At 40.8% G+C, this 20,843-nt stretch carries 17 protein-coding genes; 9 read left to right on the top strand and 8 right to left on the bottom strand.

Annotated elements, in window-relative coordinates:
* Positions 1-60: 60 nt before the first annotated feature.
* Positions 61-795 (top strand): HAD family hydrolase, encoded by a 735-nt coding sequence (locus HWQ37_RS26455; RefSeq protein ID WP_292753098.1) that lies wholly within the window; start codon positions 61-63, stop codon positions 793-795.
* Between the two features lie 492 nt (positions 796-1,287).
* On the opposite strand, the gene HWQ37_RS26450 is transcribed toward HWQ37_RS26455, so the two are convergent.
* From HWQ37_RS26450 to HWQ37_RS26440, 3 genes are all read right to left on the bottom strand, one after another.
* The gene (locus HWQ37_RS26450) at positions 1,288-2,391 is read right to left on the bottom strand and encodes an AI-2E family transporter (protein WP_292753095.1); all 1,104 of its coding nucleotides are present in this window, start codon (positions 2,389-2,391) and stop codon (positions 1,288-1,290) included.
* Positions 2,392-2,596: 205 nt separating this feature from the next.
* Positions 2,597-3,037, bottom strand: coding sequence for an NUDIX hydrolase (locus tag HWQ37_RS26445; protein WP_292753092.1), 441 nt, complete (start codon positions 3,035-3,037; stop codon positions 2,597-2,599).
* A gap of 21 nt (positions 3,038-3,058) precedes the next feature.
* Positions 3,059-3,475, bottom strand: coding sequence for a hypothetical protein (locus HWQ37_RS26440; protein WP_292753090.1), 417 nt, complete (start codon positions 3,473-3,475; stop codon positions 3,059-3,061).
* A 340-nt stretch (positions 3,476-3,815) separates the two neighbouring features.
* Between HWQ37_RS26440 and folD the strand changes: the two genes are divergently transcribed.
* From folD to HWQ37_RS26425, 3 genes are all read left to right on the top strand, one after another.
* Positions 3,816-4,694 (top strand): bifunctional methylenetetrahydrofolate dehydrogenase/methenyltetrahydrofolate cyclohydrolase FolD, encoded by an 879-nt coding sequence (gene folD, locus HWQ37_RS26435; protein WP_292753087.1) that lies wholly within the window; start codon positions 3,816-3,818, stop codon positions 4,692-4,694.
* Between the two features lie 186 nt (positions 4,695-4,880).
* On the top strand, positions 4,881-5,813 hold the full coding sequence (crtE, locus tag HWQ37_RS26430) for a geranylgeranyl diphosphate synthase CrtE (protein ID WP_292753084.1): 933 nt from the start codon (positions 4,881-4,883) through the stop codon (positions 5,811-5,813).
* Positions 5,814-6,171: 358 nt separating this feature from the next.
* A complete protein-coding gene (locus HWQ37_RS26425; RefSeq protein WP_190939008.1) occupies positions 6,172-6,627 on the top strand; it encodes a divergent PAP2 family protein in 456 nt (151 codons plus the stop codon).
* Positions 6,628-6,677: 50 nt separating this feature from the next.
* On the opposite strand, the gene HWQ37_RS26420 is transcribed toward HWQ37_RS26425, so the two are convergent.
* The 4 genes from HWQ37_RS26420 to HWQ37_RS26405 all read right to left on the bottom strand — a co-directional run bounded on the left by HWQ37_RS26420 (position 6,678) and on the right by HWQ37_RS26405 (position 9,619).
* Entirely contained in the window at positions 6,678-7,352 is a 675-nt protein-coding gene (locus HWQ37_RS26420) for a hypothetical protein (RefSeq protein ID WP_292753079.1), read from the bottom strand.
* A 296-nt stretch (positions 7,353-7,648) separates the two neighbouring features.
* Positions 7,649-7,978: an MgPME-cyclase complex family protein gene (locus HWQ37_RS26415; RefSeq protein WP_292753076.1), complete on the bottom strand. Its 330-nt coding sequence runs from the start codon at positions 7,976-7,978 to the stop codon at positions 7,649-7,651.
* A 61-nt stretch (positions 7,979-8,039) separates the two neighbouring features.
* The gene (locus HWQ37_RS26410) at positions 8,040-8,759 is read right to left on the bottom strand and encodes a nuclear transport factor 2 family protein (RefSeq protein ID WP_292753074.1); all 720 of its coding nucleotides are present in this window, start codon (positions 8,757-8,759) and stop codon (positions 8,040-8,042) included.
* Between the two features lie 122 nt (positions 8,760-8,881).
* Entirely contained in the window at positions 8,882-9,619 is a 738-nt protein-coding gene (locus HWQ37_RS26405; RefSeq protein WP_292753071.1) for a pyridoxine 5'-phosphate synthase, read from the bottom strand.
* A 391-nt stretch (positions 9,620-10,010) separates the two neighbouring features.
* Here HWQ37_RS26405 and HWQ37_RS26400 point away from each other — a divergent pair, with 391 nt between their 5' ends.
* Positions 10,011-16,019: a trifunctional serine/threonine-protein kinase/ATP-binding protein/sensor histidine kinase gene (locus tag HWQ37_RS26400; protein ID WP_292753068.1), complete on the top strand. Its 6,009-nt coding sequence runs from the start codon at positions 10,011-10,013 to the stop codon at positions 16,017-16,019.
* 438 nt (positions 16,020-16,457) lie between these two features.
* Positions 16,458-18,380, top strand: coding sequence for a sensor histidine kinase (locus HWQ37_RS26395; protein ID WP_292753064.1), 1,923 nt, complete (start codon positions 16,458-16,460; stop codon positions 18,378-18,380).
* Positions 18,381-18,449: 69 nt separating this feature from the next.
* Here the strand turns inward: HWQ37_RS26395 and HWQ37_RS26390 are convergent, their stop codons facing one another.
* Positions 18,450-18,983 (bottom strand): GNAT family N-acetyltransferase, encoded by a 534-nt coding sequence (locus HWQ37_RS26390; RefSeq protein WP_292753061.1) that lies wholly within the window; start codon positions 18,981-18,983, stop codon positions 18,450-18,452.
* Between the two features lie 148 nt (positions 18,984-19,131).
* Between HWQ37_RS26390 and HWQ37_RS26385 the strand changes: the two genes are divergently transcribed.
* The 3 genes from HWQ37_RS26385 to HWQ37_RS26375 all read left to right on the top strand — a co-directional run.
* On the top strand, positions 19,132-19,770 hold the full coding sequence (locus HWQ37_RS26385; RefSeq protein ID WP_292753058.1) for a Uma2 family endonuclease: 639 nt from the start codon (positions 19,132-19,134) through the stop codon (positions 19,768-19,770).
* Positions 19,771-19,806: 36 nt separating this feature from the next.
* On the top strand, positions 19,807-20,592 hold the full coding sequence (locus tag HWQ37_RS26380) for a Uma2 family endonuclease (RefSeq protein WP_292753056.1): 786 nt from the start codon (positions 19,807-19,809) through the stop codon (positions 20,590-20,592).
* 57 nt (positions 20,593-20,649) lie between these two features.
* Positions 20,650-20,843: type II toxin-antitoxin system HicB family antitoxin (locus tag HWQ37_RS26375; RefSeq protein WP_292753053.1), on the top strand; the 194-nt coding region annotated here is incomplete at its 3' end.

The following is a 20,843-nucleotide window of genomic DNA, read 5'->3' as shown; positions in this document are numbered from 1 at the left end:
TTTTTTTATGTGGATAATCGGTAAAAGTAAAGAGTTGGAAGTAGTTATAAGTTAAATATTATGGCAACCATTAAATGTAGAAATATCACTTTTGATAATATCCAGGCAATTTTGTTTGATAAAAACGGTACTCTAGAAGATTCAGAAACGTATTTGCGATCGCTCGCACAAAAAGCAACGAGATTAATAGATGCTCAAATCCCTGGAACTGGGGAACCTCTATTAATGGCATTTGGTATCAATGGCAATTTTCTAGATCCCGCAGGTTTAATATCAGTAGCAAGTCGCCGCGAAACAGAAGTTGCGGCTGCGGCATATATTGCCGAAACTGGAAGAGGATGGTTTGAGTGCTTAAAAATAGCCCGTCAAGCTTTGGATGAAGCGGAAAAATACATTGGAGAAACCCCTTCACCATTGTTTGTGGGTAGCTTAGACTTGTTGAAATATCTACGGGAAGGCGGTTTGAAACTTGGCATTCTCTCGGCTGCGACAACTGAAGAAGTACGGAATTTTGTCGCCAATCACGAGTTAAGTGATTATATCCAGTTAGAAATGGGAGTAGATGAGGGACCGGGTAAGCCAGATCCAGTACTATTTTTGCAAGCTTGCCAAGCTTTGGGAGTTGAACCAAACGCTACATTGATGGTAGGTGATTCAGTTGGTGATATGCAAATGGCGCGTAATGCGAAAGCCGCAGGTTGTATTGGTATCACTTGGGTAGGTAAGTCAGATAATGTCCGAGGTGCAGACGTGGTGATTAATCAACTTGATGAAATCCAGATTTTAGAGGATTAATTTAACGTGAGTTCGATGCTAGTTATGCTTTCAATGGTGGAAAAAGTAAGGTTATTACAGGCATTGGCAGACACAACAGATGTCGCAATGGAAAAAGTACAGAGGGAAGTTATCGGAATAACAATAGTAGTTTATAATCCTTTTTGCTTTAAAATTAATATTAATTTTTAGACTTACAATGCCGGGAGAATTACACCAGCAATAATAGTTTTGAGCCGTAACAAATAATAGCGATCGCGTGAATAGCTTCTGATTTTTTGGCATTATTAAGTTAGGATTTTCCAGTTTGTTTTTGGATAATCTCACCAGTCTTTCAGTTAACTAGTTCCGTGGGTTTAAGTCCCCCGGTTCAAAAATCACGCAACTTTTGTGTTGGGGTTAAATCCCCATTACAAAACCTAATTACGAATTACGAATTACGTTAGCGCAGCGTTAGCGAGTCATCGAGCGTCATTACGAATTACGAATTATTTTAATTTGAATGATTGAATTTTAGCTATAAGTTCCTGCTCTCTCACTTGTTACCGTAACAGGCTCTGACTGGATATCCTCTATTTTATTAAATTCTCCAGCCCGCCAGCTATCTGTTATATCCTTGATAAAACTGGCAATCGGGATCGCAATTAACAAACCCAGCACTCCTCCCAATTTTGCACCCAACAATAAAGAAATTACTACCCATACAGGGTTTAAGCCAGTCAAATTGCTGAGAATTCGAGGTGCAATAATATTAGAATTAACTTGGTCGATCGCAACAGCTACGCCTAAGACTTCCACCCCTAACCAAAAATTTTGCAGCGCTACCAACAAACTTACTATGGCAATACCTACCCCCGTACCAAAGGGGAAGAGTGAAAATAAGCCAATACCAATGCCAAAAAGTAGAGCTAAAGGAACTTGCAGCGCCAAAAACACCAGTGTAATTGTCACCCCTAACACAGCTCCCAATGTTGCTTGACCGATGAAGTAATTGTGGAAATCCTCTCGCAGCAATTCCCGGACTCTTGACCCAATATTAGGGGGAAACCACTGAAAAATTCCGTCCCAGAGGCGTTCACCGTTCAATATTAGGTAGATAGTCAGCACCACTGCCAACAACACATTGAGGACAATACCAATGGTATCGACAGCAAAACCAAGAATTCTACCAGTAAAGGACTGAAGTTGGTTAGATAATCGTTCCAGAACTTGGGTAAATAAACCACTTAAATTAATCGGAAGTTGTTGTTGACTTAATGCCCAATCTTGAAAAGCTTGCAACTGCTGAGTACCAGAATCAATCCAACTGGGCAAAATATTAGCCAGTTCAACAAGCTGTTGAATAATCAGGGGAACCAAGGTGATACCTAAAGCTACTAAAACCACCAGAGTCAAAAGCAACACTCCCCCGATCGCTAAATTGGGTTTCACTCCTTGTTCCTGAAGAAACTGGATTGGATAGTTCAAGACAAAAGCCAGTAGGATGGCTGCGGCAATAATGCTAACCAAGGGTTGAAAATACTGTATAACCTGGATCAATAGCCAGCCGTTAAGAATGGCAATGGGAAATGCCAATCCGATAGTTAACCATCGCGGCAATTTGTTTGCTGATTGCATTAGTGATAATCCCATAAGAGTTCTAACTTTATTGTGGCTTGGAGTGGGGAGATGGGGGAGCAGGGGAGCAGGGGAGGCAGGGGAGGCAGGGGGAGAAGGAGATAAACAAAACTCCTAACTCTTAACTCTTAACTCTTAACTCCTAACTCCTAACTCCTAACTCTTAACTCAGCACTCAGCACTCCTAACGCCCAATGCCCCATATTCAAATTATGTTGGATTTTTTTTCAATAAAATCCAACATAATTTTCTGATGCATTGTTCCTAAAGGTCGCACTTCGCCAGCATTTTGTGAATAATAGTTACCTTGGCGGATATCTTCTGGCGTAAATAAGGCCATATCCCAGCCTTCATTTAGAACTAGTTGATTTAATTCCACCAAAAGAGGTGCATGAAAAACATGACGGACAACTCTTTCGTTGTGATAACAGTCAAATTCTACGAAGGGTGGTAGGTTATAGCCGATTTCTTCTAAAATTTCTCGTTTTACTGCTACATCCGGTGTTTCACCAGGTTCTATGTGGCCGCCAAATAGCGCCCAGTAGCCAGGGTAGAGAATACCAGGGATGTTGTCACGCAGTTGCATAAGAAACTTGTTTTTCTGGTAGAGAATAGCGATCGCTACATGTACCTGTTGATTGTTCATATCTTTATTTTTAATTGCTGATTACTCTTCTTCTAAATAAACTTCCCCCAATTCTTTGCCAGCTAAGGGAATACTTCGGTAGCGAACTTTACCCTTAATTACAACTTGTGAACCTTCACCTAGATTCTTTTGATTGGTGACAACCCAAATTTTGCCAGTTGAGTCCTTAATTTTATAAGCCCACTGTTTGATCAGGGGAGCTTGCTTTTCTACCTGACCTTGGATGTAAACTATAGCCTGATTGTCTTGTTTTGCTTTAATTTCTCCAATTGGAGTGACATTAGTACCAATTTTTAAGCCAGCCCCACGCAAGCTAGGTGATGTCAAGTTACCACAACTACAAAGTCCTGCTATCAGGAAAAAAGTCAACCCCAACCGATAAGGAACGGCACTGCGCCCGTACCAAAAAGAAAATAATAAATTTCTTATTTGTTGCATAAAAACCACCGATTTTATTTATTTTGGGCATTGGGCGTTAGGAGTGCTGAGTGCTGAGTGCTGAGTTAAGAGTTAGGAGTTAGGAGTTAGGAGTTTTGTTTATCTCCTTGTCTCCCTTGTCTCCCTCATCTCCCTGCTCCCTGCTCCTTCATTCCCCAATCCCTAATTCTTTATTCTTCAGATGATGCCGTTGATCTGAGAAAATAAACATTATGTATTTACTGTGAGAGAAACGCTACGAGATCAAACAGCAACACAATAATAGTCGAAAGTCAAGACTTAAGAATCAATATTTTCATTTTGGACTTTGGACAATAAGCGAACATAGCTGGGGATTTTCATGGAAACAAAAACTGCCAAACTCCTTGATGGGAAAGCATTAGCTGCAAAAATTCAACAAGAACTTTCTGTTGCGATTACACAATTACAACCAAAAATTGGACGACCTCCTGGTTTAGCAGTGTTGATGGTTGGTGATAATCCAGCGTCAGCCGCTTATGTACGTAATAAAGAAAAAGCTTGCGCTAAAGTTGGGATCGCTTCTTTTGGTAAGCATTTTCCTAGCCAAACTACCCTTGGGGAATTGGAAGAGGTAATTGCTGCACTCAACCACGATGAAAGAGTGGATGGCATTCTTGTACAATTGCCCTTACCTAACCACCTGGATGCTGTAACTCTGCTACATCAAATTGATCCCGACAAAGATGCTGATGGACTGCACCCAGTTAACTTGGGGCGACTAGTACGAGGAGAAAGCGGTTTACGTAGCTGTACCCCGGCTGGTGTGATGCGGCTTTTACAAGAATATGAGATTCCTTTGTCGGGAAAACAGGCAGTAGTCGTGGGGCGTAGTATTTTGGTGGGTAAACCGATGGCGCTGATGCTATTAGAAGCTGATGCTACAGTTACGATCGCTCACTCGCGATCGCATGACCTCAAAACCATCACCCAAAATGCTGATATTCTAATTGCAGCAGTAGGTCGTCCCGGATTGATCTCTGCTGATATGGTGAAACCGGGCGCTGTTGTGGTAGATGTGGGGATGAATCGCATCACCGATACTAATGGCAAAAGTCGCCTCATTGGTGATGTCCATTTTGAATCAACCGCTAATGTAGCAGGATTTATCACCCCAGTTCCTGGTGGTGTCGGCCCGATGACTGTTGCCATATTGTTGGAAAATACATTTGCCAGCTATTCCAGAGCCGCAAAAGAATAAAGAGAAGAAAGAGAGTGAGGAGTGATGAGTGATGAGTTAAAAGTTAAAAGTGATGAAATATAAAGTTAAGAGTTATTAACTTATAACTCCTAACTCCTAACTCCTAACTCTTCATTTTTTCAGTCCCACAGCACCTTAAAATTGTGATGTATCAGACAAAAATCTCAAAATGTTAGGAATTAAAGAATGGTAGCAACTGATAACGTGCAAAAGACACCACCAGAGGAAGCCACATTTAACTTAGCAGCCTATCTAAAAGAGCGACAAAAGCTTTGCGATAATGCTTTGGATCGAGCTATCCCAGTCATTTATCCAGAAAAGATTTATGAGGCGATGCGCTACTCGTTATTAGCTGGAGGCAAGCGTGTACGTCCCATTCTTTGCCTTGCCACCTGTGAAATGATGGGTGGAACTATCGAGATGGCCATGCCAACGGCTTGTGCTGTAGAGATGATTCACACAATGTCGTTGATTCATGACGACCTCCCAGCGATGGATAATGACGATTACCGTCGTGGAAAGCTGACGAATCATAAAGTCTATGGCGAAGATGTCGCTATTTTGGCTGGGGATGGCTTATTGGCTCTCGCTTTTGAGTCTGTTGCCATTCAAACCCCCCAAAGCGTTAAGAGAGAAGTAGTCTTACAGGTTATTGCTCGTCTTGGTCGAGCCTTGGGAGCAGCTGGTTTGGTCGGCGGTCAAGTTGTAGATTTAGAGTCGGAAGGGAAATCTGATATTTCCTTAGAAACTCTAAATTTCATTCATAAACACAAAACAGCCGCCCTTTTAGAAGCTTGCGTGGTTTGTGGCGGGTTGATCGCTAATGCATCACCTGAAGATGTGCAGAGGCTAACCCGTTATGCTCAAAATATTGGGCTAGCATTCCAAATAATTGATGATATTTTGGATATCACTTCTACCCAAGAGCAATTAGGTAAAACAGCTGGCAAAGACCAAAAAGCCAATAAAGTCACCTATCCTAGCCTTTGGGGACTTGAGGAATCGCGATCAATTGCCCAAGAGCTAGTTCAAGCTGCTTGTGTAGAATTAGAACCGTTTGGAGACAGAGCCAAACCGCTCCAAGCGATCGCTCATTTTATTACCAGCCGTAATAATTAGTAACGCTTTGGGTAATTCGTAATTCGTAATGACGCGACGCTCGAAGACTCGCTACCGCTCCGCTATCGATGACTCGCTAACGCTGCGCTAACGTAATTCGTAATTCCCATACCACAAGCGTTTCATTGATTGGCAATGGGTAGTTTATTTACACCATAGTGTACTACTACTGCCCAGCGAAATTAAAAATTCACTGATTCAAAATTAAAAAAACTTATCAAGTAAGCTTTTAGCTAATTTTGAATAGTTGGTCTGTTTCCACCGTGATGTACTAGATTAATTTGGAATTTTGGGTTGAATCTAAATGTTTCCTCAACCAACAACTGCTGCTAATATTTACTAACCTAACCAAAATACCATGCAGGACATAGGCAACATTTTAGACAACCGGGTGCTGCTGGTTGCTCTGGTAGCTTGTTTAATTGCTCAAGCATTAAAACTCGTAGTTGAGATCGTCAAAAATCGCAAACTGAATGTGCGTGTTTTGGTGACAACCGGAGGTATGCCCAGTGCCCACTCAGCTCTAGTTACGGCTCTAGCCGCAGGTGTAGGGCAAACACTGGGTTGGGCATCTCCTGATTTTGCCGTTGCGATCGTTTTTGCCATCATCGTCATGTATGATGCAGCCGGAGTTCGCCAAGCGGCTGGTAAGCAAGCTCGTATTCTCAATCAAATGATTGATGAATTATTTCATGAAAAACCAGACTTTAGCCAAGACCGTCTGAAGGAATTACTCGGACATACACCAGTTCAGGTAATCGCTGGGTCGGCTTTGGGTATAACCATCTATTGGTTAGCTAGGTCTGCTTATTAGTCAATAGTCTACAGTCTATTAACCAATGACTAATGACTAATGACTAATGACTACAACCGCACAGTTGAGCGCAGCAAAATCACCTTACGACTATCTACTAGGCTGGCAACAAAACCACCATTGTTTAGTTTTTGCAATGTGTTGTAAGCTTCACTTTGGTTAGTGGTATAAACTGCCAGCAAGTAAGGGCGTTGTCCATAAGAAACAAAACCGACGTTACCTCCCACTAATTGCTGCACACTATTTACTAGTTCTGGACGGTTGTAATAATCTACCAGCACTGCATAACCTTCTCCTAAAGCTTGAGGATTATAGCTGACTGTCTGCTGAGGTGGTTTTGGCTGTGACTGTGGCTGTACATTTGCCGTTGTTGTTGGTCGAGTAGTAATTATGGCAGATAAGCCAACAATATTGCTGACATATCTCGCCCAACGATTGGCATCATCAATTTTGTTAAAGCCGCCAACTCGCGTCACGGTTTCGTTGAGATATTTGCAGGTGATAGTTTTAAGTTCAGGTGGTAAGGCGCTACGTAACTGCTTTTGATTATTTGCTGTGGGACTGACTACTAATAAAAGATACTCGCCCGCATTTGGTGGTTGACAAGAGGGAATGGTTTTTTGAGCAAGTACAGAACTCATCCCACCAATCAACCCAGCGTAAGCAAAGCTCATCGTAGATATCGCTAATCCTAAAACACTTGGTAAAGTCTGAAATCTATACACAAAAGTTAGATTATGTAAATTAAGGTGTCCTAGAAGATTTTATAAGAAAAAAGCTGAAAACCTAGCTACTTCAGTATGGTGATAAAAGGTGTGTCAAAAAATATATTTTGTTACTCAAAAATAAAATTAGGGACTGGGGACTCGGGACTGGAGACTGAGGACTGGGGAGATAAGGGAGATGAGGGGACAAGGAGATAAACAAAACTCCTAACTCTTGTACAGACAAAGATTTTTCGCGTCTCTACTTTTAACTCCTAACTCTTAACTCCTAACTCAGCACTCAGCACTCAGTACTCCTAAGATACAGTAGTAAGCGATGCTAAAGCATCTGGTATTGCCTCAGAAGGAGCTTGGAATTCTCCAGTGATGACGTACTCTAAACGCAGTTTTAACCAAGTAATAAATTGGGGATTTGTAGAAATAATTGCTACTGCTGGCTGGGGACACTTAGCTTTTAGCTCTTTAAACTGCGGTGCTTCCAAGAAAGCTGGTTGCTCAACTAACCAAAAATCTATTGGTTTTTCTTGCTCGTGGTAGTTACGGGTACGTTCTTTGAGAACTTCGTGTATCGGTTCTTCTTGGAGAAGAAAGCGTTGACTTGCCAAAACGTAATGGTATGTTTGCATTTTCATCCTTTGGTTGCTATGTGAATAATTTCAGGGCACAGTGACTCTGTACCCTTATGAACTAACTTTTGGGGGATTTCTTGAACCAAGAACTGAACGGACAAGCACTTTTCTGGTTTTCAGATTTTGTCTGTTTGTCACCAGACGTTAGCTTTTCCAAGAAAAGATTATTGTCAAAGTAGTGTTCTAAGGAAATAATCTTCAAGTCATCGGTAACTTTTGCAATAGTCATGCCGATAATTTCTAGCGTCTCTCCAGTCGGTGCATGGTCTTTGTATTCTCCGTTAAAATGTCCCCAATGCCGCCATTTAAATGTTACATTCGGTGGCCCTGAGAAAACTTCCAGCACTTCCCAAGGAAATCCTTGGGGAAATGTTGTATGGAAGACTTTTGCGGATGATTCAAAACTTTCTTCTGAAGCTTTGTAATGTTCTGAATCAGCCATAAATAAATTGTAAGTACCTTGGGCTGATAAATCTGCTGCGGTATACTCTACTCCGCCATTGGTACTGACGCGAAAGTTGTCATTCACAATAGATAACCACTCTTGTGGGTTAGCTTTGAAGGATACCTCCATCTCGAAGGTTCGCACCAAGTTTTGCACGATCGCTTCTAGTGTACCTTCAAGATGATTGTGGATACTTTCTTTAGCAAGATTCTCTTTTGAACGAGAATAATCAGGCGGTGTCTGATAGCGCCACTCGACATCAGTGCTTTCTGCTATCACTTTATCTCTATCCTGTACCCAAAGTGGCAGGTTGTTAGGCTGTGTTGCGCTCATAGAAGTTTTTGCTGAAGATTTGATCCCAATTTCTAGATTTCGCAGTGACAACCCTCTTTTAAGATACGGGAGGGAGAAATCAATTCAAAATTCAAAATTCAAAATTCAAAATTAAAGAACTCCTAACTCCTAACTCCTAACTCAGCACTCCTAATAGCTTGTTTCATTTCGCGGACTGCCCTTTCTATACCTACTAATGCTGCCCGACTGATGATGGTATGACCAATGTTCAGTTCTTCCATGCCTGGAAGCGCAGCCACTGGATAGACGTTCCAGTAGGTGAGTCCATGACCGGCGTTAACTCGCAATCCAGCTTTAATCGCTTGTTCGCACCCTTTAGCTAATATGGCTAATTCTCGGTGGCGATTTGTTTCATCTTTGGCCTCGGCATATTGTCCGGTGTGCAATTCAATAAATCGCGCCTGTATCTTGACAGATGCTTCAATTTGTGCTGGTTCGGCATCGATAAATAAACTAACTGGAATGTTAGCGCTTTGCAATTTATCGACTATTTCACCTATTCTAGCAATTTGGCCGACAATATCTAGTCCGCCTTCTGTGGTTACTTCTTCGCGCTTTTCGGGGACTAAAGTTACGTAGTCTGGTTTGATCTCGAGAGCGATCGCTAGCATTTCATCTGTTGCGGCCATTTCTAAATTAAGATGCGATCGCACTGTTTGCCGCAATATACGTACATCCCGATCTTGGATATGCCGCCGATCTTCGCGCAGATGCACTGTAATTCCATCTGCACCGGCTAATTCTGCCAGTACCGCCGCTGCTACGGGGTCTGGTTCCACTGTCCGCCGCGCTTGGCGGATGGTGGCGATGTGATCGATGTTAACGCCAAGTGTAGGCACCCCAAATTTCTCCCATATCCACAGTCATTAGAATTTGATTTTACCGGAAATAGCGGTAGTTTTGCTTTAGAGCTAAATAGGGCTTACGCAAAACTATCTACAGCAGATTGCAAGTAAGTGAGGTACAAAATGCAGGACTCAATCAATATAGAGTTTCTATCTCCTGCCCCCCTGCCTCCCCATCCGGTTCGGATAAATCACAAAGACGCGATAAATCGCCGTCTCTACAAAGGACTGATTATTGTAAAGACGGCGATTTATCGCGTCTCTTCTTTTTACCGAACCGTATTGCCCTGCCCCCTGCCTTCATTGATAAAACTGAGTTAGCAAAAGCTGATTTTTGGGCAAACTACTTTAAATAAGTGGCTGATTTAACAAGAGTTAATAAAGTATGAATACAGCATTTGAGCCGATGAACAGGCTGTTGAACTATCAAATTAGCGAACAACTTTATGCTGGCTCTAGAACCTTAGTTTACCGTGCTATTCGAGAGGCGGATCGACTTCCGGTTGTCATCAAACTGCTTCAGCAGGAGTATCCCACCTTCAATGAAGTACTGCTGTTTCGTAATCAGTACACTATTACTAAAAATCTTGACATACCCGGTATTGTTCGTCCCTACAGCCTGGAACCTTACCGCAACAGCTATGCTTTGGTGATGGAGGATTTTGGTGGTATTTCCCTGAGAGATTGGCTCAATCAAAAAATGGGGAGCAATCAATATACTCTGACAGATTTCTTGGATATTGCGATCGCTCTGAGCAATACTCTTGATGGACTCTATCGCCATCGAGTTATCCACAAAGATATCAAACCTGCGAACATCCTGATCAACCCGGAAACTAAGCAAGTCAAGTTGATTGACTTTAGTATTGCCTCTCTTTTACCCAGAGAAACTCAGGAGATTTACAGTCCCAATGTCTTAGAAGGGACTCTCGCCTATCTTTCTCCAGAACAAACCGGGCGGATGAATCGCGGAATTGACTATCGCAGTGATTACTATTCCCTCGGCGTTACCTTCTATGAATTGCTGGCTGGATACCTACCTTTTCAGTCAAACGATCCGATGGAGTTGGTTCACTGTCATATTGCCAAGCAACCAAAACAATTAAGGGACGGTAGGGAAGAAGAGATTCCCGAAGTTCTTTGTGACATTGTGATGAAATTGATGGCGAAAAATGCTGAAGACCGCTATCAGAGCGCATTAGGACTGAAATTTGATTTAGAAAAATGTTTGTCTCAATTGCAGGAAATTGGCTCGATTAAATCTTTTAAGTTAGGTGAACGGGATATTTGCGATCGCTTCATCATCCCAGAAAAACTTTACGGTCGCCAAGCCGAAGTTGAAAGCTTATTGGATGCCTTTGAAAGAGTCAGTCACGGAAGCACGGAAATTATTTTGGTAGCTGGCTTTTCTGGTATTGGCAAAACTGCTGTGGTGAATGAAGTCCACAAGCCAATTGTGCGACAACGAGGTTATTTCATTAAAGGTAAATTTGACCAATTTCAGCGCAACATTCCTTTCTCTGCCTTTGTACAAGCCTTTCGAGACTTAATTAGGCAACTCTTGAGTGAAACTGATGCTCAATTCGATCTGTGGAAGTCCAAAATTCTCTCGGCTTTGGGTGAGAACGGACAAGTGATGATTGAGATGATTCCAGAATTAGAAAGTATGATTGGGAAACAGCCTTCTGCGGCGGAACTCTCTGGGAGTGCGGCACAAAATCGCTTCAATTCGCTGTTTTTGAAATTTACTCAAGTCTTCACTACATCAGAACATCCATTGGTAATCTTTATTGATGATTTGCAATGGGCAGATTCTGCTTCTTTAAAGTTAATGCATTTGTTAATGAGTGAAGCTGAAATTGGCTATCTACTATTAATTGGTGCTTATCGAGATAATGAAGTCAACCCAGTACATCCCCTGATGCTGACTTTAGAAGAGATTCAGAAGTTAGGCGCTACAGTTAATACGATTACCTTAGCTCCTCTCGAACAAATATCCGTTAATCATTTGGTTGCAGATACATTAAGTTGCTCTTTAGATTTAGCTGCACCTTTAACAGAGTTAGTATTGAGCAAAACCAAAGGTAATCCTTTCTTTAGTACCCAGTTTCTCAAAGCATTATACCAAGATCGACTAATTACATTTACGCCTCTCAATCAGGGTGGAAGTCAAGGAGGGTGGGAATGTGATATTGCTCAAGTGCGAGCGATCGCTCTTACCGATGATGTCGTAGAGTTTATGGCAATTCAACTGCAAAAGTTGTCAACCGAAACTCAAGAAGTTTTAAAATTAGCAGCTTGTGTAGGAAACGAATTTGATTTAGCGACATTAGCGATCATCTACGAAAAATCTCAGGTGGAAACAGCCACAGACTTTTGGAAAGCTGTACAGGATGGGTTAATTATTCCTACCAATGAGGTTTATAAATTCTATCAAGAGAAGTCTGAATGGGTTACGCCTCATTTATCTACATTCGCGCCGCGTGTCGCAGATAGACGCTACACGAACAGTAATATAATTCAAAATTCCGAATCTAAGCGACACAATTCTCCTGAATCCTGTTCCTATAAATTTCTCCATGACCGGGTTCAGCAAGCAGCCTATTCTTTGATTCCTGAATCTCAAAGGAAAGCTACTCATTTGAAAATTGGGCAATTACTCTTAAATAATACATTGCCGGAAGTAATTGAAGCCAAGATTTTTGATATTGTTAATCAGTTAAATGAGGGAATTGATATAATTAATGAACAATCCCAAAAACATGAACTCGCTCAACTTAATCTAATTGCTGGCAAGAAAGCGAAAGCTTCAACCGCTTATAAAGCAGCCGTTAAATATTTCACATTAGGGAAAGAATTGCTCGTAGAAGAAAGTTGGCAAGTTAACTATAAGCTTACGTTTGAATTATATCGAGAAACTGCGGAATGCGAATATTTCACTGGTGATTTCAACCAGGCAGAGACATTATTTAATGTCGCACTAGATCGTAGTCAAGATAGATTTGATAAAGCAGAGATTTATGGAATTCAGATGTACCTGAAAATGACTCAGGGTGAAAATATCCAAGCTGGCTTTGAAGCTGGGCTAAAAGGTTTAAGCATCATGGGTATGCATTTACCCGTAACCTCTGAAGAACAGCAAGCTGCTATCGAAATTGAACTTCAAGAATTAAAAGCTAAACTTCAAACGGTTCGGATAGCAGATTTATTCGATTTGCCAGAGATGATAGATCCAGATAAAAAGGTCTGCATGGGTCTTTTAGCTGACGTTTGGGCAGCCGCTTATATGGGAGGAGATCAATACCTCAGTTGCTTGGCTCATTTATTAATGATCGGTTTATCTTTGAGTTATGGCAATGCTGAAAGTTCTGGTTTTGCTTACTGTTTATATGGGATGAGTTTAGCAAATCAAGGAAATTATCAAACGGCTTATGAGTTCGGTACGTTAGCACTAAAACTCGATCGTCACTTCAATAGTACCCAATTTATTTTTAAGACCAATAATATCTTTGCACACACCACTAATCCCTATAATCAGCATTTAAAAACGAATTTGCCACTTTCTCAACAATCATTCCAAGTCTGCCAAGAAACAGGGAATTTGGTGTTTGGTGTTTGGGCAGTTTCGTTTTTGATTTGGGCAATGTTAATTAAGGGCGATCGCCTCTCCGATGTCTATGCAGAAACTGAAAAATATCTCAGCTATGTGCAACAGGTTAATGATGTTAATATGCTGTATGCATTTACTTTACAGCGACAGTTTTTATTGAGCCTCCAAGATGTATCTAAAAACACCGATTTATTAGGCGATCGCAATGAAGAAGATATTCCATATATAGAGGTATGGAGACAGAAGAATAACTTTGATCATGGAATTAATTGGTACTGCTTTCTTAAAATCCAATTGTCGTACCTTTATGGTCGCTACACAGATGCTATTCAAGCAGCAGAAGAAGCGGAAAAAACTCTTGGTTGTAACTCTGGTTTCTTCCCAATTATTCAGTATCATTTCTATTATCCACTCAGCTTGTTAGCTCTCTATCCCAATGCAACATTAGAGAAGAAAAAGCAATATTGGGAGATTATTCGAGAGCATCAACAAATTCAGAAAAATTGGGCTAATAGTTGCCCAGAAAACTTTTTACATCGATATCTATTGTTATCTGCGGAAATAGCAAGAATTTCTGGTAAATATATGGATGCAATCGAATCATACGATCGCGCCATTGCCAAAGCCAAAGAAAACGAATATCTCAACGAAGAAGCTCTAGCCAACGAACTTGCAGCCAAATTCTATTTAGAGTGGGACAAAGAACGCATTGCTCAAGAGTATTTGATTAACGCTTACTATTGCTATACACGCTGGGATGCTAAAGCCAAAGTTGATGACTTAGAACAGCATTATCCACAACTGCTAGCGCCAATTTTACAACAAAAGCGTTCACAAAGTGACTCTGAAAGAGTATCGCTACTTACACCCAATGACACGATCGCAAATATTGACAGTAATACTACCTTCCACCCAACTATTAATAAATCAGGAACCTCTAGCAGCAACACATCAGTAATGCTAGATTTGGCAACAGTTTTAAAAGCCTCTCAGACTCTCTCCAGTGAAATTGAACTGGATAAATTACTTACGAAGCTGCTGCAAGTGGTGATTGAAAATGCTGGAGCCGATAAGTGCGCGTTACTACTGCTCAAAGAAGGTAGATTGGTAGTTGAGGCGACTGCTCAAGTTGGACAGCAATCAAAGGTGTTACAGTCCATTTTTGTGGAAGATAGTGCAGACGTTCCCCATAGCCTAATTTACGCCGTCAAACGCAGCTTGCAACCTACCGTTATCTTTGATACAACATTGCATCCGATGCTGATAGCCGATGCCTACATCATTCGTCAGCAACCCAAAAGCTTGCTGTGTACGCCAATTTTCTATCAAGGGAAACTGTTAGGGATTTTATATTTAGAAAACAATTTGATGACTGGGGCATTTACTAGCGATCGCGTCGAAATTCTCAATCTATTATGTACTCAAGCTGCAATTTCTCTAGAAAACGCTCGACTTTATCAGCAAGCACAAAATACTCTAGAAAATCTAGGACAAACGGAACAATTTTTGCGGTTAATTATCGACAATATCCCCCAATCTGTTTTCTGGAAAGACCGCAATTGTCTTTATTTAGGCTGTAACCAGAACTTTGCTCAAACTTCAGGTGTAGAATTGCCAGAAAATGTTATCGGTAAAACCGACTACGATCTATCTTGGACTCATGAACAATCAGATGGGTATGTAGAGTGCGATCGCCGCATTATGGAGTCTGGAAAAGCTGAACTCAATATTATTGAAATATTGCAGCAAGCAGACGGAAAACAAATCTGGTCAAATACAAACAAAATTCCTCTAAAAGATAAAGAAGGAAACGTTTTTGGCATCCTTGGCACTTGTGAAGATGTTACCGAACGCCAACAAGCACAACAACTACTGCAACAGCAAAAACAACAATTAGAAGAAGCTTTACAAGAACTCCAAACGATGCAATTGCAATTAGTCCAAGGTGAAAAAATGTCTGCCCTTGGTAATCTAGTGGCAGGTGTTGCCCATGAAATCAACAATCCTGTGGGCTTCATTGCTGGTAACTTAGAACCAGCCAAAGATTATGTTAAAGATTTGCTTGGACTAATTAATCTTTATCAAGAAAAGTTTCCCGATCCTGGCTCAGATATTCAAGATGAAATTGATGCCATCGACCTGAATTATTTACGCGAAGATTTGCCAAAATTGCTGGATTCGATGAAATTGGGTGTTAGTCGTATCCGCAGTATTAGTACCAGTTTGCGAACCTTCTCCAGAGCAGATAAGGATTATAAAGTTCCTTTTGATATTCACGAAGGCATTGATAGCAGTATTCTGATTCTCAGACACCGTTTAAAAGCTAATGAAAACCGTCCGGCAATTGAGGTGATTAAGAATTATGGCAAACTACCTCTAATAGAATGCTTTGCTGGACAACTTAATCAGGTATTTATGAACTTGTTAGCAAATGCCATTGATGCCCTTGAGCAATACAATACAGAACGGACTTTGGAAGCGATTCTTGCTAACCCAAATTGCATCACCATTCAAACTCGTGTAGCAGATTCAGGTAAGGATGTTTTGATTAAAATTGCTGATAACGGGGTGGGAATGTCACCGGAGGTTAAACAAAAAGTCTTTGACCATTTATTCACCACCAAGCCTGTAGGAAAAGGCACTGGATTAGGATTAGCGATCGCTCGTCAAATTGTTGTAGAAGCACATGGCGGTTTACTCTCTTGCACTTCCGAACTTGGACAGGGTACAGAGTTTGTTATTCAAATCTCTACTCAACAACCCCTAATTAGTGCTGAGTGCTGAGTTCTGAGTTCTGAGTTCTGAGTTCTGAGTTCTGAGTTCTGAGTTCTGAGTTCTGAGTTCTGAGTTAGGAGTTCTGAGTTCTGAGTTCTGAGTTCTGAGTTCTGAGTTAGGAGTTCTGAGTTAGGAGTTCTGAGTTCTGAGTTCTGAGTTCTGAGTTAGGAGTTCTGAGTTCTGAGTTCTGAGTTCTGAGTTCTGAGTTAGGAGTTCTGAGTTAGGAGTTCTGAGTTCTGAGTTCTGAGTTCTGAGTTAGGAGTTCTGAGTTCTGAGTTCTGAGTTCTGAGTTCTGAGTTAGGAGTTCTGAGTTAGGAGTTCTGAGTTCTGAGTTCTGAGTTCTGAGTTAGGAGTTCTGAGTTCTGAGTTCTGAGTGCTGAGTAATTTCTACTTTACTCAGCACTTTTCATTTTTGCTTTTTAAATTTTCACTTATAGTAAAACGACGATGATGCTTAAATTACGCAAAAGCTGGTTAAAAAAAATCAACCCCCGATGGTATGCGCCAACTAACAAAAATTACTACTCATTGAAATTGCGATCGCAAAATTTACTATTATTATCAATTGTGGTAATTTTATCCATTAGTATTAGTGCCACAGCCATCACTAGTTACAAAATTGTTAAGGGGTTGTTGCTCGATAGTCTTAAAGAACAAGCATTGTTAAAAACACGCCAAGGTCAGGATGATATTGATAACTGGTTAGCCCTTCGGAAGACAGAAATTAAGACTTTGGCAAATTCGGTTGTGGTGCGATCGCTAGATTGGCCTGTGATGGAACCTTACTTACAATCTGAGGTGAAGCGGTTACAACCGTTTTTGCTGATGGCATTGAGTGCGCCAGATGGTGCATTAATTAATACTCAAGGGGGTTATACAAATGTTAATGATCGAGAATTTTTTCAGAGGAGTATTGCGGGTGAAACGGTAGCTGCCGATCCAATTATTGGACGCACAACCAATCAGTTACAGATTCAAATTAGTTCCCCGATTCCTGCCAAAACAGATACAAAGCCAGCAGGTGTTTTAATGGGAGGAATCCCGATTAACCGAGTAGTTGAAGTTATCGGTAATTTACATCAAGGTAAGGGTAGCTATGCCTTTGCGCTGAATTCTCAAGGAGTTCCCATCGCCCATCCCAACAGGGAACTAATTGGTACACCCGAAAAAGCCGCCCAGAGTTTCCTCAAATCTCCCAATCGCAGGTTAGTTGAAATTACTCAACAAATGGTGGCTAAACGTACAAACATTGAATTAGCTCAACTAGATGGTAAGTGGAGTTATGTTGCTTACACTCCCCTGAGAGAAGCAAATTGGTCGGTAGCGTTGATTGTGCCACAAGAAAATATTGAATCACCATTGCAGGCCTTGAACCTGTTGGCTACAGTTTTGGGAGGATTGCTATTGGTTGGGTTGATCGGTGCATGGCGACAGCTGCAACTATACGAACAGATTAGCGATCGCGCCTTTGTTTCCAACCAGCAAGCGCAGGAACTCAGTAAAACCTTGAAAGAATTGCAAAATACTCAAGCTCAACTCATCCACACCGAAAAAATGTCTAGTCTAGGACAATTAGTTGCTGGGGTAGCACACGAAATCAATAATCCTGCCAATTTTATTCATGCCAACCTCAATCATGCCAGCGTTTATAGCAAAGATATCCTCGATTTGCTAAAGCTATATGAACAAACCTACCCAAATCCTACACCAGAAATTAGCGATCGCGCCCAAGACCTTGATATTGAGTTTCTGGCAGAAGATTTACCAAAATTAATGACATCAATGCAAGTGGGAACCAAACGCATTCGTCAAATTGTACTGTCGCTGCGTAATTTCTCGCGCCTCGATGAAGCAGACATGAAATTTGTAGACATCCACGAAGGTTTAGACAACACTCTGATGATTCTGAATCATCGACTCACAGCCACGCCCGATAGATCGGAAATTCAGATTGTTAAGAAATACGGTGATTTACCTTTAGTAGAATGCTACGCAGGGCAACTAAATCAGGTGTTTATGAATATTCTGGTGAATGCAATCGATGCACTAGAAGAAGCTAGCGAAAAACGTAGTTTTGAGAATCTTAAAACCAACCCTATTCAAATTAAGCTCCAAACCCAAATTGATAAATTAAGTCATTGCGCGATCGTTCAAATTTATGATAATGGGATTGGGATGTGTGAAGATGTCAAACAACGGGTATTTGACCACATGTTTACTACTAGACCTGTGGGTAAAGGAATCGGATTAGGAATGGCGATCGCCTATCAAATTGTCGTAGATAAACATCGAGGAACTATTGAAGTTGATTCAACCCCAGGATGTGGAACAGAGTTTACCATCCGTATTCCCTTAACAAGTAAAAATTAAAAGCTATTGACAATATCCTCTTGGAATGTAGAAACAAATTTACTACATTTAAAAAATAAAATAGGAATTTTATATCTGTTTGTACATCCGAATAACTGGCAGACAAGCTCCATTAGGGAGAGATATTTCAAAATGTTCAATATTAGAAAATCCGTGTGCTTTATAAAGCGGTTCACCAGCAAGGGTAGCCACTAATTCAAGTCTCGAAAAACCTACACCAATGGCCGCCGCTTCACAAGCTGCCAAGATTTTACTTCCAATTCCACGACGCACCCAAGCAGGATGTACAAAGAAAGCACGAATTCGCGCCGGCTCATGAATTGGATCGAGTAAATCATCTTCTTTATTCTGATATTTGTCACCTCCAAAAAGAGTTTTACGTTGACTCCAGCCACCACAACCAACCATTTTAGACTCAATCTCAGCAATGAAATATGTGCCATCTTTGATAAGTTGGCTATCAACACCAAAGACAGTACCAAGAGCGCCATCCATTTGTTCACGACTGTAATAAGCAGCTTGAAGATTTTTCACCGAGTTTTGAATCAAAGCTTCTAAAGCCGGAATATCCTCACAATAAGCTTTACGAATAGTGAGTTGCATTTGCATTATCTGTATCTTCTATTACATTGACCTTTTTGACCTTTTTAGATAATATCTACACTCATGCTCAGAGACGATATACTTTAAGAAAGTTGATTTTTAAATTCAATCTGCTATATAAATTACTACATCAACTCTCTGAGGTGATATGCTTTTAAAACTGCAACAAATCATTGTCAAACCCGGTCAACAAATGTTGCTGCAAGATATTAGTTGGCAGCAGTTAGAAAATATTTTAGCAGAAATGGGAGAAAGGCGTGCTGCACGTATTTCTTATAGTCATGGCTGGTTAGAAATTATGGTTCCTCTACCAGAACACGAAAAAGATAAAGAACTTATTGGTGATTTAGTCAAAATCTTATTAGACAAACTCCAAATTGATTTTGAGCCTTTTGGTTCCACAACTCTTAAAAATGAGCGAATGCTGCAAGCAGTAGAACCAGATACCAGTTTTTATATTCAAAATCAAGCTGCTATAATTGGCAAAAATCGCATTGATTTAAATATAGACCCACCACCAGATTTAGCAATCGAAATTGATATTACTTCTCGCACTCGATTTCAAAATTATGAAATTTTAGGAGTTCCTGAACTTTGGCGACATACACAACAAGGTTTAGAAATTTTGATTTTACAAGAAGGTAAATATATAAAATCTGAATCTAGTCCTAATTTTCCGAATATTCCAATTATTGAATTAGTCAATAAATATGTTCAGCAGTGTTTAACAATTGGGAGAAGTCAAGCTATGCGTAATTTTCGAGATTGGGTGAAGAATAATTTATGATAAAAATCTAAGGCTTTCTGAGAAAGGCGATCGCTCATGACTACTGAAAACAACCCAACAGCCATTGTAGACTGGCAACATCCCACACCGCCCACAGATTTAATTTTTGATGACGGAGAACCCTTGGAATCAAATCGCCACCGTATTGCAATGAATGTCCTGATTCGGTCATTGCAACAAGCTTGGGCTGACCGTAATGATTTTTTTGCTGGTGGCAATATGTTTATTTATTACAGCAGCGCCCAAGTTCGTAACCAGGATTTCCGAGGTCCAGATTTTTTTGCAGTGCTGAATGTGGACGGGACTAATTCTCGTCAAGGTTGGGTAGTGTGGGAAGAAAACGGTCGCTATCCCGATGTGATTGTAGAATTAATGTCACCATCTACAGCCAAAATAGATAAGACTGTTAAGAAAGACCTTTACGAACAAACTTTTCATACTTCAGATTATTTTGTCTATGACCCCTTTGACCCGACTTCTTTGCAAGGGTGGCATTTAGATCATAATCAGCAATATCAATCTTTGACACCAAATGAGCGTGGTTGGTTGTGGTGTCAAAAGTTAGGTTTATGGTTAGGAACGTATGAAGGAACAATAGACAGAGAAACGGCGGTATGGTTGCGGTTTTATGATGTAGCTGGGAATTTGGTTTTGTTACCAGACGAAGCTGCTGCTTTCCAAGCACAAGTCGCAGTTGCACAGGCGGAAATTGCTGTTGCACAAGCACAAGCGGCAGTTGCAGAAGCAGAAGCTGCTGCTGTACAGGTGGCTCGTTTAGCGGCTAGATTGAGAGAATTAGGGGAAAATCCAGATTTGTTGTGAGAGATTTTGGCTTTTTTGATTTGTTTGGAATACAGTTTTGAATTGTCGGAGGAATAGATGAAGAGACAAGTTATTATCTATCCAGGAGAAGATGGTTATTGGATAGCTGAATGTCCTACCTTAACTGCCTGTATCAGCCAAGGTAAGACGAAAACAGAAGCTATTGCCAATATCAAGGAAGCTATTGAATTATATATTGAAGTGTTAAAAGAAGAAAGTCGTCCTATTCTAGAAGATCATCTGGAAACTGT

The organism is Nostoc sp. NMS4 (assembly GCF_017115095.1).
Taxonomy (GTDB): domain Bacteria; phylum Cyanobacteriota; class Cyanobacteriia; order Cyanobacteriales; family Nostocaceae; genus Nostoc.
The sequence above is the reverse complement of the archived record's forward strand: the minus strand, read 5'-3'. Positions and strand labels throughout refer to the sequence as shown.

Bases quoted from the DNA above. Each gene is read 5' to 3' on its own strand.
- HWQ37_RS26455 (WP_292753098.1), top strand. From the start codon at position 61: ATGGCAACCATTAAATGTAGAAATATCACTTTTGATAATATCCAGGCA.
- HWQ37_RS26450 (WP_292753095.1), bottom strand. From the start codon at position 2,391: ATGCAATCAGCAAACAAATTGCCGCGATGGTTAACTATCGGATTGGCA.
- HWQ37_RS26445 (WP_292753092.1), bottom strand. From the start codon at position 3,037: ATGAACAATCAACAGGTACATGTAGCGATCGCTATTCTCTACCAGAAA.
- HWQ37_RS26440 (WP_292753090.1), bottom strand. From the start codon at position 3,475: ATGCAACAAATAAGAAATTTATTATTTTCTTTTTGGTACGGGCGCAGT.
- folD (WP_292753087.1), top strand. From the start codon at position 3,816: ATGGAAACAAAAACTGCCAAACTCCTTGATGGGAAAGCATTAGCTGCA.
- crtE (WP_292753084.1), top strand. From the start codon at position 4,881: ATGGTAGCAACTGATAACGTGCAAAAGACACCACCAGAGGAAGCCACA.
- HWQ37_RS26425 (WP_190939008.1), top strand. From the start codon at position 6,172: ATGCAGGACATAGGCAACATTTTAGACAACCGGGTGCTGCTGGTTGCT.
- HWQ37_RS26415 (WP_292753076.1), bottom strand. From the start codon at position 7,978: ATGCAAACATACCATTACGTTTTGGCAAGTCAACGCTTTCTTCTCCAA.
- HWQ37_RS26410 (WP_292753074.1), bottom strand. From the start codon at position 8,759: ATGAGCGCAACACAGCCTAACAACCTGCCACTTTGGGTACAGGATAGA.
- HWQ37_RS26400 (WP_292753068.1), top strand. From the start codon at position 10,011: ATGAATACAGCATTTGAGCCGATGAACAGGCTGTTGAACTATCAAATT.
- HWQ37_RS26395 (WP_292753064.1), top strand. From the start codon at position 16,458: ATGATGCTTAAATTACGCAAAAGCTGGTTAAAAAAAATCAACCCCCGA.
- HWQ37_RS26390 (WP_292753061.1), bottom strand. From the start codon at position 18,983: ATGCAACTCACTATTCGTAAAGCTTATTGTGAGGATATTCCGGCTTTA.
- HWQ37_RS26385 (WP_292753058.1), top strand. From the start codon at position 19,132: ATGCTTTTAAAACTGCAACAAATCATTGTCAAACCCGGTCAACAAATG.
- HWQ37_RS26380 (WP_292753056.1), top strand. From the start codon at position 19,807: ATGACTACTGAAAACAACCCAACAGCCATTGTAGACTGGCAACATCCC.